We start from the raw sequence: 14,307 nt of genomic DNA on the forward strand, positions 1-14,307 counted from the left end.
AACCAAATGCCCGCCAAAAAACGATCAATATAAAGGTGATTTCAAAATCCCCCCTTTTTGAAATCACCTGTTTTTTTTATTGAAAAACATGAACTGTTGGTTTTTCCTGTCCTGGCTCTCTAACGATGAGCGCTTCCGGACCTCTTGAAGAGTTGATGGTCACTTCCAGAGAAATATAGTCTTTGTAATATTCCACAACTTTCCCAGTTAAAAATTGTGTAAAGGCGATGACTTCTGTTTTACCGTAAAACTGAACCGGTATTTCTATTTTCATTTGCTTCATTTCACCGTCTTGATAAAAAGCTTTCCCAATGATACCTGTGTAGTTAGGGAAAAAGTCTTCAATATCACCTTTCAAACGTTTAAATGTGTTGGCATCGTCCGGTTTTTTCTTTGTTCCCTCTTCAGATGGGAAAAAGTAATACTCTTCGTTAATATTTTCCCACTTTCCGATATTTTCGCTTCCACCATCAACGATTGTTCTTGCAAAAAAGTGCCCTGGAACAATCGAAGATTTAGGCGCTTGTTCGTAAAGGGAAACGACAATCGGCACTTTTTCTAATCCTTCTATATCTCGAAGCCTCTTCACAACCACTTGTGCGATTTCCTTCCCTTTCTTTTCAATGGTGGCCTTGTCTATTTTATTTTCTTTTTGGATGCCGTCTTCCGTGCGGTAATAATAAACAGAATTCAAGGCCAAACCGATTGACACTCCGCCAAGCTCAAGTGTTTTTTCATCTTTTTTTACAAGGTAATTATGTTCAAGTATATGCGTTACATAAATGGGGCTTTTTTCGGAGCTTTCTGGCGGATTTAAACCTTCATTTTTGAAAGATTTATCCTTTTTTTTCGCTTCTTCCAAATCTTTTCCTTCCAGCTTGCGGCTAAGCCAGTTTTGGACAGTTTTTTTGTCTAAATATTGTCCTTCTTGAAACACATATTTATCCGTTGGAAACTTGTCGCTGGCCATCCGCATAAGACCAGTTTCAAATTCATCAACATCAAATCTTGTATTGAGATTGCTTGCCACAAGCCCTCGCGCTTCACTCGTTTTAAAAGGCACGAGCATCTTATAATAATCTTCCGAAATTCTGTATTTCGGTATAATTGCTTTTTCTTCCGTTGATTCTTCCGTCTCTTGTACAATTTGCTCCGGTTCTCCAATGTCCTGCGAGCATGCACTGAGCACAGCCATGCACGCTGCCGCTATGATCAAAAGTTTTTTCAAGGTACCTTCCCTCTCCTATTTCCTTAGTTCTTCAAGTAAACGAGACTCATCCCAAACCTCTATGTTTAATTCGCGAGCTTTTGCAAGCTTGCTGCCGGCATCTTCACCAGCGATTACAAGATCTGTTTTTTTGCTCACACTGCCAGTAACTTTTCCGCCTCTTGCTTCAATTTGTTCTTTTGCTTCATTGCGGGACATTTCAGCAAGCTTCCCTGTTAAAACGATTGTCTTACCGGCAAAATACGAATCCCCTTCATCTGAATTTGTCCGTTTCGGACCTTTATACGTCATATTGACGCCGAACGACTTTAATTCTTCAATCAATTCTTTTACTTCAGGCTGTTCAAAAAAAGTAGCGATGGAATCAGCCATTTTTTCTCCGATTTCCGGTATGTTGATTAATTGTTCTCTTGTCGCGCTTTGCAGCCGATCCATTGTTTCAAAATGCTCTGCTAAAATCTTGGCGGCTTTTTCCCCAACATAGCGAATGCCTAAACCGAATAAAAGGCGCTCCAGCGAATTTTCCTTCGACCGTTCAATCGCGTGCAACAAATTATCCGTTGATTTTTCACCCATCCGTTCAAGCTGAAGCAATTGGGGTTTTGTTAATTTGTATAAATCCGCTACATCTTGAATCAAGCCTTCTTTAAACAATTGGGTGATGACGCGCTCCCCTAGTCCTTCAATATTCATCGCATTTCGGGAAACAAAATGGATGAGCCCTTCGCGAATTTGCGCCGGACATTTTGGATTAATGCATCTAAGCGCAACTTCTCCTTCCAACCGGACCAGCTCGCTATTGCATTCAGGACAGTGCGAAGGCATCCGAAAATCCTGTTCATTGCCTGTTCTTCTGTCAACAAGAACATTTACAATTTCAGGAATGATGTCCCCGGCTTTTTTCACGACGACGAAGTCCCCAAGCTTAATATCTTTTTCCCGAATCAAATCTTCATTATGAAGGGAAGCTCGTTTGACGGTTGTCCCGGCAACCTTTACAGGCTCTAAGATCGCTGTTGGGGTAATGACGCCGGTGCGTCCGACAGCGAGTTCAATATCCAGCAGCTTCGTCACCACCTCTTCTGCCGGAAACTTATAGGCAATCGCCCATCTCGGGCTTTTCGCAGTTGCCCCCAGCGCTTCCTGCTGACGCAAACTATCAACCTTAATTACAACTCCGTCAATATCATACGGAAGCTGAGAGCGCTTTTCCAACAATTGATCAAGCAGCTCGATCACTTCGTCGATGTTTTTGCATTTTCTGCGTTCACGATTTGTTTTAAAGCCGAGTTCATCAAGCAAGTCCAATGCTTCACTATGAGAAGACACTCCGGTATCGCCAAGCTCTGCTATGTTATAGACGAAAATATCTAAATTTCGTTTCGCGGCAATTTTTGGGTCTAGCTGGCGCAAGGAACCAGCCGCAGCGTTTCTCGGATTGGCAAACGGAACTTCCCCTTTTGCAATGCGCTCCTCATTTAATTTCTCAAATGATGCTTTCGGCATAAATGCTTCCCCGCGCACTTCCATCGATAAATTTTTCTTTAGTCTCAAAGGGATCGAGCGGATCGTTTTTAAATTTTCCGTGATATCTTCCCCCGTCGTGCCGTCTCCTCGTGTTGATCCTTGTACAAACAGGCCGTTTTCATATCGAAGGGAAACCGCAAGCCCGTCAATTTTCAGCTCCACTACATATTCGACATCCCCAACTGCTTGGCGGACTCGCCTGTCAAAGTCACGCAAGTCCTGCTCATTAAAAGCGTTTGCCAAACTCAGCATCGGCACGCGGTGCGCCACTTTTCGGAAAGCATCTAAAACAGCGCCCCCCACCCGCTGGGAGGGAGAATCAGGGGTTTTCAGCTCTGGATATTTTTCTTCAAGTTCTATTAGTTCTCTCATGAGGCGGTCATACTCTGCGTCAGGAACAGACGGATTGTCAAGAACGTGATATTCATAATTATATTGATTCAAAAGCTTGTGCAATTCTTTTACACGGTTTTCTGCCGTACGTTTGTCCATATGTGTCAATTCCTTCCTTCAAATAGTTACTGTACTTTTTCAATTGGTGCAAATTTAGCAAGCAACCGTTTTATGCCGACAGGACTTGGAAATGCCACGTCAAGTTCTTGATCCTCCCCATCGCCTTTCACTCGGACGACAACACCGACACCCCATTTTCCGTGCACGGCTTTATCACCTACTGACCAAGCCTTTACATCTCCTCCCGTTGATTTCGCTCCGATTGTTCTATTTAGTTTCGGCTTTGGAGATTTCTTTTCATTTAAGTCTTCTAAAACCTCTTTCGGCATCTCTTCAATAAAACGAGATTCCGGGTTCATGTTTGTTCTTCCAAAAAGGGTCCTCATTTTCGCATTTGTTACATACAATTCTTCCTCTGCCCGCGTTATCCCGACGTATGCCAGCCGGCGCTCTTCCTCCATTTCCGCCTCTTCCATCAAGGCTCGGTTGTGAGGAAATACACCTTCTTCCATCCCGATCATAAATACAACCGGAAACTCTAAACCTTTTGCCGAATGGATCGTCATCAATAACACGGAATCTTTCTGCTCCGATTGCTCTTCATCAATGCGGTCAATGTCCGCAATCAAGGCCAAATCCGTTAAAAAGGCGACAAGGCTTTTGTCCTCATTTTGCTTTTCAAAGTTTTGAGTTACAGATAAAAATTCATCAATGTTCTCTAAACGACCTTGGGCTTCCAATGTTTTTTCCTGCTTAAGCATCTCCCTGTAGCCGGTTCTGTCAAGAATCTCTTCCACAAGCTCAGTAACGGACACATAGTCTTGCATTTGTGACAGCTGCTGGATCAATTCACGGAATTCCGTCAACACTTTCATAGCACGAGTGCTGACCCCGATATGTTCCATTTCTTCTAAAGCAGCAAACATCGAGATACCTTGCTGGGCTGCATAATTCATTATTTTTTCAACGGTTGATGCACCGATGCCCCGTTTCGGAACATTGATGATTCGCACCAAACTAATATCATCATTCTGGTTTGCCACTAGACGCATGTATGCAAGAATATCCTTGATTTCTTTCCGGTCATAGAACTTTATGCCGCCGACAATTTTATAATCAATATTCGATTTTAACAGCACTTCCTCTATGACACGGGACTGTGCATTTGTACGGTACAATACAGCAATATCGGAAAGTTTTCTTTTGCCCGATTGGACGAGCTCTTGAATTTGCTTGGCGACAAACTGGGCCTCCCCAATTTCGTGATCAGCCCGGTAGTAAATAATTTTTTTCCCCTCAGGGTTTTCCGTCCATAAATTTTTCGGCTTTCTGTTCATATTATTTTTAATGACTTCATTAGCCGCATGCAAAATACGCTTGGTAGAACGATAATTTTGTTCAAGCAAAATCACTTTAGCGTTCGGATAATCTTTTTCAAACGATAAAATGTTTCCGATGTCCGCCCCTCGCCAGCGATAAATCGATTGATCCGAATCGCCGACAACACAAATATTTTGAAAACGGGATGCCAGCATCTTTACAAGCGTGTATTGTGCGCGGTTTGTATCTTGATATTCATCAACATGAATGTATTGAAATTTCCGCTGATAATATTCGAGTACTTCTGGAACACGTTGAAAAAGCAGTATCGTTGACATAATGAGGTCATCAAAATCAAGAGCTTGGTTTTTCAACAATTTTTTTTGGTAGTCGATATAGATATCGCTGACAATTTGCTCCCACACATCTCCTGCTTGACGAGCAAATTCCTCCGGGGAAATGAGATCGTTTTTCGCGCTGCTGATAGTGCCGAGAATAGCTCGAGGATCATATTTTTTAGGATCAATGTTTCGTTCTTTTAAAATCCCTTTGATGACAGACAATTGGTCTGATGTATCCAATATCGTAAAATTGCGATTGACGCCGATCCGGTCAATATCTCGGCGAAGGATTCGCACGCACATCGAGTGAAAAGTGGAAATCCATATTTCCTCAGCACCAGGGCCAAGCAGTTGTTCAATCCGGTCTTTCATTTCCCTCGCTGCTTTATTTGTGAAGGTAATAGCAAGAATATTCCAAGGTGCTACCCCTTTTTCTGCCATTAAATAAGCGATCCGGTGGGTGAGAACCCTTGTCTTGCCGCTGCCTGCACCCGCCATGATTAAAAGAGGACCTTCCGTATGCTTCGTCGCTTTTTGCTGCTGTTCATTCAAACCTGAGAGGAGCTGCTCAGTCAAAAAATGCATTCAACACTCACCTCATTTTCACTTTCTTTACCCTTTGACAGCGCGGACGGTTTCAAGCGCTGATTGTAAATTTTCATAAATGGCATTCCCGACAACGATGATGTCAGCGTGCTCGGCCATTTCTTTTGCTTGCGCAGCATTTTGAATGCCGCCCCCATAAATAAGCCTAGTATTCGTTAAAACCGATTTCGCTGCTTTTACTGCTTCAACATTGCCGTACGTTCCGCTATATTCTAAATAAAAGAGCGGAAGATGAAACATGTTCTCCGCCATTCTCGCATACGCTTTAATATCATCCAAATTAAGCTCCGTCTTTGCTTCGGTCAATTTTGCCGCTTTGCACTCTCCATTTAAAATGCAATAACCTTCCATTAAAATATCATTCCAGTTCATAATGTCACCAAACTCTTTCATTGCTTGGTGATGCAGCTCCGTAATCCATGTAGTATTTCGGCTGTTTAAAACCGTCGGAATAAAATACAAATCAAATCCTGGAACAATCGATTCTAAATTCGATACTTCCAGCACGCATGGAACGAGAAAACGCCGCACCCGCGAAAGCAAAGAAAGAACATTATCTTCCGTTACATTGTCGCTTCCTCCAATGATAACAGCGTCCGTTTTTGATTCACAAATTTTTTCAAGCTGTTCATCGGAAATGGCTTTATCCGGATCGAGCTTAAACACATGTCTCCACTCGTTCACATCATACATACATAATCCTCCATTTCATATACCATTTCATTATTATATCAAATTATAATAGGACAAAAAAATGGTGAATCAATGAAAGTCTGTAGATGTATTAGAAAGAGTTTTTTTAATATGAGAGGGGGTTTTTTTAAGCTATGTTGAAGAAGCCTTTCAGAGTTTTAAAAGTTCTAAACTAAAAAAGAGCTGCTGATTTCACCCAGCAGCCCAATTTATGACGAAGCGTTGTCATCTTTAATTCTTTCAAGCGCCATTGCATAAGCATCATTTCCGTAATTCAAGCACCGCTTTACCCGGGAGATTGTCGCTGTCGATGCACCTGTTTCTGTTTCAATTTTATGATACGTATAGCCTTCCTGAAGCATTCTTGCAACTTCAAACCGTTGGGCAAGCGATTGGATTTCATTGACGGTGCAAAGGTCATCAAAAAAACGGTAGCATTCTTCCAAATCTCTTAAAGAAAGGATAGCCCGGAACAATTGGTCTAACTCTCTCCCCCGCAGCTTGTCAATTTGCATGCATCATTCTCCTTTCTCAGCTGAATTTTGAAAAGCCTGATCCAAATCTGGCACGATATTGATCCAAGTATGGCCGGGAACTAATTTTACTTGTTCTTCATTTTCATAAGGAAGGATGCGTCCGTTCACATTTTTCCAATCGACCCTTTTCATCATACCTTTTTGCAAAAGAATTCCCTCGCCCCCAGAGTTTAAATCAATCGTTCTGCGACCGTAATCATCAAGAAAACGATGATCCGTTTGGACAATAAAAATGTTGTCTAAAAGAACAGGTTCTTCCGTTTCGCGATCGACTGTCAGTTCGTCCCCGGAATACCGCTTATAGCGGCCTAGCTGCTGATCGAATACATATTTAATGCGCCATTCCGGTTTAGAACCATAAGAAACAACGGCTTCTAACATTTCTTCTCCAGAAATGCCGTTTATTTCTTCATCTGAAAGAAAAGGCAGCGGGGCAACTTCCTTTGTCATTGAATACCCGTTTTCTTTTGCTCCTTTTACGACATTTTCAAAAGAAATATACGAGTTATGAGGAGCTTTCCGGGTTGAATCCCGCCAAAACAGCGTACCATCATAAAACAGACCGTTTAAATAGTCTAGATGCTCTGACTCCAGCATTTCTTTAGCAGTGGGACTCCAGCCGTGACTGATATAAATTGCTTCATACCCTTTACTCAAATCGACAAAATATTCCCGCGCACTTCTGACTGGACCGATAATTTTTGGCTTCTCGCTTTGATAAATGGCTAAAAAGCGCGTGATCGTGCCTTCAGCTAAAGCCTCGTAAACAATATCCGCTTTATTTAATCCTGATTGAGGCCTCGCTTTCGGATGGTTGTTAATCGTGACAGCAATTGGGCGGCTGTCAATATTTCCGGTCGCAGCATTTCCTGTCAAAGGGCTTACGGCTGTTTCTTTTTCAATTGGCTGATTTTCAGATGATGACGGTTCGTCATTTGTTTTCTCTTTTTCTTTTTCATTCGTGCAAGCTGTTATAAAGACAAAGAAAAGCATCGTAAATAAAATCAATGTCCTTTTCATTCATTCACAACCTTAACTAATTTATCCCTTTTATATTTTAACGTATTATTGTCGGAAAGAGTATTGTTTTTTTCATAACATCATAAATTCCTTCCTGTGTAATCCGAATATATGGTAAATGTGTGGAAGATAAAAAGAGCAGGCTGTGAATCGGGTCTAAAAATTTATAGCCCTTTTCTCTCATAATCTGGACCAAACCATTTTCTTCCTTAATGACCTCTTTAAATTCTTTCGATGACGCAGCGCCGTTAATGTTAAGAGGCATTTCATAAATCACTTGGCCATTTTCCGTTAATACTATTCCACCGCCGATTTCTTTCAATCTGGAAAATGCATGCATCATATCTTGTTTGTTTTTCCCTATCAACACCACATCTCCAGTCGTTGAATAAGTGCTTGCAAAGCCTTTTATCCCCTTTGCGAAGCCTTTTAACATTGTATTGATCCGCCATTTCCCTTTTTTATCGATGACAGCGAGGAAGCTTTCGTCATGATCTAGCGGAAGTTCATCAACGAAGTTGTCAATAGTGATGGAATACGGCTCAATAATAACCGTGTTTCTCATTTTTAATCCCATCGGCATAGAAAATTGAAGATCATCCATTGTCAAATCCCAATCAAGTTCAAGCGGTGCAACTTCATATTTGTTCCAGTCTGCTTGAGGGAAATGATCAAACACCTGACCGTCCTTATGAATCCATTTCCCTTTCGCCAAAACAGCCACTGGGTTCGGGTTATTTTTCGCTTCCAGAAAATTTATGGAGGCTAACCTGCCAGGACCGATTACTCCCAATTTTGAATCAAGCATATAATATCTAGCAACATTGTACGTTGCCATTTTATAAGCCTCAAACTCTGGAATTCCGGCCTCCAGCGCTATTTGAATGGTCTGATTAATCATTCCATTTTCATAAAAAGCAGGCGTTGAACCATCCGTTGTAAAAAACATTTCGTCAAAACGATTAACTCCAAATGCAAGCAGCTCTTCCAACAATTTCGGCAAATCCGGCCGTATTGAAGAATAGCGGAGCGGCACGCTGTATCCGCATAACAATCGATTATATACTTCTTCTCCGCTAATAGATTCGTGATCGGAATCGACACCAAATAATTTCATTTTTGTCAATGTTTTTCGAGAAGCCCCTGGAAAATGGCCTTCTACACGCTTCCCGACCTTTTTTGTCTCATGAATCCAGTGTAAAAACAAGTCATCCCCTAAAAGAAGCTTTGGCCAGCCTGTCAATTCTCCTCCTTGAATAACGGCTGGATGCTCGATCCATTGTTTCACGACATCTGGCGGAATGCGTTGATCTTCTTCTCTGCATTCCGTTTGCAAGTCATAGCGGGCCCACCAAAAAAACTGAACTGGAGAAGATTGCATATCTTCAACAAAAGAAAACGCTTTCTTTTTTGGGAATTGTAATAGCAAAAATAGGTTATCGCATATTAGTGTTGTAGTTCCCGTTTGCGATACATGTTGTGCAAGCGAATGAGGATTATATAATTGAAACGGATGGGCGTGCGGTTCAATATAGCCAGGAACTAAATAAAGTCCTTTGCAATCAAATATTTCCGTATTTGCTGTTTTTTCCGGCTCCTCATTGCCTACATAAATAATGCGGTCTTTATAAATCCAAATATTTGACTTCACCCACTGGTTTAAATATGGATGTAAAAATACTGCATTTTTCAACCACAAGGTTGGTGCTAATCTATTTGAAACGACATCTATATGTTCACGAATTTCATGGGCTTTCCAAAAAGCACCAGATCGCATGATCTGCTCAGTCCTCCTCAATTAAAAGTAATTACTCAAAATAGTGACTCTGTTACTTTATATATTAACATATGAAAAATATTAAAGCACTAAAGTTTCTTACAAAATTTTGAACTTGGGATAACGGTGCAGAGGCTTTCTTGATTGATCGTTTCCTAATAGAAGAAACGCTGGTTTATTTTTAATAATGAGCGGTCAAAATAGGAAGTTGTTTAAGAAGAAGCTATGTCAAAAATGCCGATTACATTCCTTTATAAAATGAAAAGGACAGGAACAACCTCCTGTCCCATTGGAAAGGTTTATAAAATATGTGGTAGATATGTCTTTTATTTATTAGTATTCATCGGTTCGGAATATTGAAATCCAAATTCGTTATAGTGCGCGATAGCCGATGTCTTTACGATAAAACAAACCTTCCGTCTCAAGCTCTTTTAATTGCTTGTACACTTTTTCTTGCGCATTTTTTAAATTATCTCCAAATGACGCCACAAGGTATACACGACCCCCGTCTGTTACAAATTGGCCGCCTTCCTCTTTTGTTCCGGCATGGAATAAAAGGGCATCCGCACCAACCTTTAACAAACCGATCGGTGTTCCTTTCTTATAGCTGCCCGGATAGCCTTCCGCCGCCACAACGACTCCCAACACCGCTTGATCTGTCCATTCAAGTTCAACCGGTTCTCCTTTTAACACTTTCAACATCACATCGATAAGGTCTGATTTTAGTCGAGGAAGAACTACCTGTGTTTCTGGATCTCCAAAACGCGCATTGAATTCAATCACCTTCGGGCCGTCTTTTGTCAGCATGAGGCCGGCATAAAGAATACCGGTAAATGCCGCTCCTTCATTTTTCAAAGCTTTCGCTACCGGCTTTAAAATTTTCTCTACAGACTCTTGAACAACATCATCAGAAATTTGCGGGACAGGAGAATAAGCCCCCATTCCACCTGTATTCGGTCCTTTGTCTCCGTCAAAGGCCCGCTTATGATCCTGCGCAATCACCATCGGGTAAATGTTTTCTCCGTTTACGAAAGCCATAAGGGAAAACTCTTCACCTGTCAAAAATTCTTCAATTACAACGGATTTTCCTGCTTCTCCCAGCTTATTTTCCTTTAAATAGCCGGACAGCGTGTCAATTGCTTCTTCATTTGTCATCGCAACAACGACACCTTTTCCCGCCGCAAGCCCATCCGCTTTAATCACAATCGGGGCGCCTTTTTCTTCTACATATTGCTTCGCTTTGGCAAAATCAGAGAACGTTTCATAATTGGCAGTCGGAATGTTATATTTTTTCATTAAATTTTTTGCAAATGATTTGCTTCCTTCAATAATTGCCGCTTCTTTCCTCGGTCCGAATACAGTTAATCCAGCGTCTTCAAATTCGTTGACAATACCGTTCATTAAAGGAATTTCAGGACCGACAATGGTTAAATCAATGTTGTTTGTTTTGGCAAATTGGATCAATTCGTCTGTTTGTTCTTCTGAAATCGGAACTCTTATTGCAACGTCTTTCATACCATCATTGCCAGGCGCGACATACACTTTTTCAACGAGAGGGCTTTTGGCCGCTTTCCAAGCGATCGCATGCTCACGGCCCCCTTTTCCAATAACAAGTACTTTCATCATCAGTCATCCCCTTTCTTAATGTTTGAAATGACGGACTCCAGTAAAGACCATTGCAATTCCGTATTCATCCGCTTTTTTTATCGAATCTTCATCGCGAATGGATCCGCCTGGTTGTATGATTGCTGTAACCCCTGCTTTCGCTGCTTCTTCAACGGTGTCAGGCATTGGGAAGAACGCATCTGATGCAAGTGCACTGCCTTTCGCTTTCTCGCCAGCCTGTGCAATCGCAATTTTTGCAGCACCAACCCGGTTCATTTGGCCTGCACCAACACCAACGGTCATTTCATCTTTTGCCAAAACAATCGCATTTGACTTGACGTGCTTCACGACTTTCCAACCAAGCTTTAAGTCCTTCCATTCTTGTTCAGTCGGTTGTCTTTTTGTTGGGATTGAAATGTTCGCGTCATCGAGCGTATAAATATCTTGATCTTGAACAAGAAGGCCGCCGTAAACAGATGTCAGCTGCTTCTCCGGTTGGAATTTTTTCGAAAAGTCGATCGTTAACAATCGAATATTTTTCTTTTTCGTTAATATTTCAAGAGCTTCTTGGCTAAACGAAGGGGCAATGATAATTTCTAAAAAAATTTCGCTCATTTTTTCAGCCGTTTTCTGATCAACTTCACGATTCAGTGCAACAATGCCGCCGAAAATTGAAGTCGGGTCCGCCTCATATGCCCGATTATAAGCTTCAAAAATGGTTTCACCTGCGCCGACGCCGCACGGATTCATATGCTTAACAGCGACCGCTGCCGGTCCATCAAATTCTTTGACAATGCTAAGTGCCGCATCCGCATCTTTAATGTTGTTATACGACAATTCCTTTCCATGGAGCTGGATGGCTTCGGCAATAGATGATGGAGGCGTGATCGGCTTTTTATAGAACGTTGCCTGTTGGTGAGGATTTTCCCCATAACGAAGGGATTGCTTCCTTTCAAATGTCACAGTAATCGATTCAGGCTCTTCTTCTCCTGCCTGCTCTGTTAAATATTCCGCAATCAGTGCATCGTATGCAGCAGTATGACGGAATACTTTGGCAGCCAACTTCCGTTTTGTTTCTATGCTTACTTCTCCGTTCTCTTTCAGTTCGGCTAAAATGACGGGATAATCTTCAGGATCAACGACAACCACTACATCTTGGTGATTTTTTGCAGCAGCCCGAAGCATCGTCGGCCCGCCGATGTCAATGTTCTCGATCGCTTCCTCAAAAGTCACGCCATCTTTGGCAATTGTCTCTTTAAACGGATATAAATTCACAACGACTAAGTCAATCGGTTGAATACCGTTTTCCTCCATCTGCTTCATATGGATATCATTGCTGCGAACCGCAAGCAGCCCCCCGTGAATAACAGGATGCAGCGTTTTAACTCTTCCGTCCATAATTTCCGGAAAACCGGTTACTTCCTGAATTCCAATGACATCTATTCCATTTTCCTCAAGAAGCTTTTTCGTTCCGCCAGTGGAGATTACTTCGATCCCAAGATTGACAAGCTCTTGCACAAACGGAATGATGTTTGCTTTATTAGATACACTGACAATTGCCCGTCTGATTGTCATGCTTTCACCTCTAATTTTTCTAAAATTTTTCCTATTGTTTCAGGATAAAATGAATGCTCGATTTTATGGATTTTCTCTGCAAGTGTATTAGCATCATCATCTTCGCTGATTTCAACCGCACGCTGAGCGATGATCGGGCCTGTATCCATTCCTTCATCAACATAATGGATGGTGACACCCGTAATTTTTACGCCGGCACGGAGCGCTTGTTCAATTGCATGTTTTCCCGGAAATGCAGGAAGCAAGGAAGGATGTATATTCACAATTCTCCCCGCAAAAGCGTCAAGAAGAGTGTGGCCGATTAAACGCATGTAGCCGGCCAGCACGATAAAGTCCACTTGATAGTGCCTCAATTGCTGTAAAATATCTTCTTCAAACTGTTCCTTCGACTCATATTGCTTCGGATCAAAAACAAAAGCAGGAATCTGCTCTTTTTCTGCCCGCTCCACCACTTTAGCACCGGGTTTATCACAGACTAAAAGCATCACATTTGCTTTTAGCTTCCCGCTCTTTACATGGTCTACAATCGCTTGGAAATTAGAGCCGCTCCCGGATGCAAACACCGCGATCCGCTTCATGAAAAAGGCCCTCCTTTCAACCGAATTCCGCTTCCTTCTTTTACCCGGCCGATGAGAAAAGCCTTTTCTCCCAGCTTTTCAAGCTCATTGAGGCACTGCTGAACAACATCTTCTTCGACCGCCAGAACAAAGCCGATTCCCATATTGAACACTTCAAACATTTCAGACAAATCGATATTTCCTTGCTGTTGAATAAAGGTAAAAATCGGATGAATCGGCCATGAACCGAAATCGATTTCTGCTCCAAGCCCTTCCGGAAGCATTCTCGGGATGTTTTCAATAAACCCTCCTCCGGTAATATGGGCCATGCCGTCAACTTTATATGCTTTCACAAGCGGCAGGACGGAAGAAACATAAATTTTTGTCGGCTTTAGCAATTCTTCTCCGAGCGTTTCGGTTAGAGGCTCGTATATTTCATGTAAATCAAGCTTATTTTCTTCCAAAAGCACTTTGCGAACGAGTGAATAACCGTTTGAATGGATGCCGTTTGATGAAAGGCCGATGAGAAAGTGCCCAGGCTTGATCCGTTCGCCTGTGACAATGTTTTCTTTCTCGACAACACCGACAGCAAAGCCGGCAATGTCGTATTCATCTTCATCATATACGCCGGGCATTTCCGCTGTTTCTCCACCGATGAGCGCACAACCCGCCTGCAGGCAGCCATCGGCAACACCTTTAACAATTTTTTCAATTTTTTCAGGGTCTGCTTTCCCGAGCCCCAAATAGTCCAGGAAAAAAAGCGGCTCCGCACCTTGTGCCAAAATGTCGTTTACACACATAGCCACAGCGTCTATTCCAATCGTATCGTGTTTATCCGCCATAAAGGCAAGCTTCAGCTTCGTTCCCACTCCGTCTGTTCCGGAAACAAGCACCGGCTCCTTATATCCTAAGCTTGCCAGATCAAACATTCCGCCAAAACTGCCGATCCCTCCTAAAACACCGGGACGCTTCGTTTTTTCCACATGCTTTTTCATGCGGCGAACTGCTTCATAGCCCGCATGAATGTCCACACCTGCTTCTCTATACGCTTTGGACATGAATTATCCTC

At 42.2% G+C, this 14,307-nt stretch carries 11 protein-coding genes; all 11 read right to left on the reverse strand.

Annotated features, from left to right (window positions below):
- Positions 1–76: 76 nt before the first annotated feature.
- The 11 genes from NSS70_RS18420 to purM all read right to left on the reverse strand — a co-directional run bounded on the left by NSS70_RS18420 (position 77) and on the right by purM (position 14,296).
- Entirely contained in the window at positions 77–1,228 is a 1,152-nt protein-coding gene (locus tag NSS70_RS18420; protein WP_340882213.1) for a CamS family sex pheromone protein, read from the reverse strand.
- 15 nt (positions 1,229–1,243) lie between these two features.
- A complete protein-coding gene (gene ligA / locus NSS70_RS18425) occupies positions 1,244–3,247 on the reverse strand; it encodes an NAD-dependent DNA ligase LigA (protein WP_327856604.1) in 2,004 nt (667 codons plus the stop codon).
- A gap of 26 nt (positions 3,248–3,273) precedes the next feature.
- Complete coding sequence (pcrA, locus tag NSS70_RS18430; protein ID WP_340882215.1) at positions 3,274–5,454, reverse strand: DNA helicase PcrA; 2,181 nt, start codon at positions 5,452–5,454, stop codon at positions 3,274–3,276.
- 27 nt (positions 5,455–5,481) lie between these two features.
- The gene (locus NSS70_RS18435; RefSeq protein ID WP_066250770.1) at positions 5,482–6,168 is read right to left on the reverse strand and encodes a heptaprenylglyceryl phosphate synthase; all 687 of its coding nucleotides are present in this window, start codon (positions 6,166–6,168) and stop codon (positions 5,482–5,484) included.
- 209 nt (positions 6,169–6,377) lie between these two features.
- Entirely contained in the window at positions 6,378–6,683 is a 306-nt protein-coding gene (locus tag NSS70_RS18440; RefSeq protein ID WP_063388817.1) for a YerC/YecD family TrpR-related protein, read from the reverse strand.
- A gap of 3 nt (positions 6,684–6,686) precedes the next feature.
- Entirely contained in the window at positions 6,687–7,724 is a 1,038-nt protein-coding gene (locus NSS70_RS18445) for a DUF3048 domain-containing protein (protein WP_340882218.1), read from the reverse strand.
- A gap of 37 nt (positions 7,725–7,761) precedes the next feature.
- The gene (locus NSS70_RS18450) at positions 7,762–9,501 is read right to left on the reverse strand and encodes an adenine deaminase C-terminal domain-containing protein (RefSeq protein WP_340882222.1); all 1,740 of its coding nucleotides are present in this window, start codon (positions 9,499–9,501) and stop codon (positions 7,762–7,764) included.
- 372 nt (positions 9,502–9,873) lie between these two features.
- Positions 9,874–11,124 (reverse strand): phosphoribosylamine--glycine ligase, encoded by a 1,251-nt coding sequence (gene purD / locus NSS70_RS18455; RefSeq protein WP_094246367.1) that lies wholly within the window; start codon positions 11,122–11,124, stop codon positions 9,874–9,876.
- Between the two features lie 18 nt (positions 11,125–11,142).
- Positions 11,143–12,681 (reverse strand): bifunctional phosphoribosylaminoimidazolecarboxamide formyltransferase/IMP cyclohydrolase, encoded by a 1,539-nt coding sequence (gene purH, locus NSS70_RS18460; protein ID WP_339210485.1) that lies wholly within the window; start codon positions 12,679–12,681, stop codon positions 11,143–11,145.
- The gene (purN, locus tag NSS70_RS18465) at positions 12,678–13,259 is read right to left on the reverse strand and encodes a phosphoribosylglycinamide formyltransferase (protein ID WP_066252087.1); all 582 of its coding nucleotides are present in this window, start codon (positions 13,257–13,259) and stop codon (positions 12,678–12,680) included. Before purN ends, purH begins: the two co-directional genes overlap by 4 nt.
- On the reverse strand, positions 13,256–14,296 hold the full coding sequence (gene purM / locus NSS70_RS18470; RefSeq protein WP_130156640.1) for a phosphoribosylformylglycinamidine cyclo-ligase: 1,041 nt from the start codon (positions 14,294–14,296) through the stop codon (positions 13,256–13,258). Before purM ends, purN begins: the two co-directional genes overlap by 4 nt.
- Positions 14,297–14,307: the final 11 nt, after the last annotated feature.

Origin of the sequence: Aeribacillus sp. FSL K6-2848 (assembly GCF_038004325.1) — a bacterium.
Lineage (GTDB): Bacteria > Bacillota > Bacilli > Bacillales > Aeribacillaceae > Aeribacillus > Aeribacillus composti.